1 protein-coding gene is annotated in these 229 nt (G+C 32.3%); it reads left to right on the top strand.

Annotated features, from left to right (window positions below; all coding sequences use genetic code 11):
- The coding region (locus tag QP119_RS11775; RefSeq protein ID WP_284776364.1) for a hypothetical protein at positions 1-229 on the top strand (229 nt) is incomplete at both ends.

Raw genomic sequence — 229 nt, 5'->3', positions numbered from 1 at the left:
GTAGGTAACATGAAATTGGTATCTCTTTCGATTGATAGTGTTTTTCCTAAGAAACATAGTTCTTGGATTAGTTCAGATAAACTTTTGAAGCCAGATGAATACATTAATTGGCTTAAAAACATTCAAGCTAATAAACATCATGTTCAATTAGTTGTCAGTTCTACTCAGATTAGTGTAACTATGACGATTTCTAGTTTTGAATATGGCTTTAAGAGCGGATTTGCAGACG

Origin of the sequence: Corynebacterium frankenforstense (assembly GCF_030211955.1) — a bacterium.
Classification (GTDB): domain Bacteria; phylum Actinomycetota; class Actinomycetes; order Mycobacteriales; family Mycobacteriaceae; genus Corynebacterium; species Corynebacterium frankenforstense_A.
Note: the sequence above shows the minus strand (reverse complement) of the source record. Positions and strands in the feature narration are given on the sequence as shown.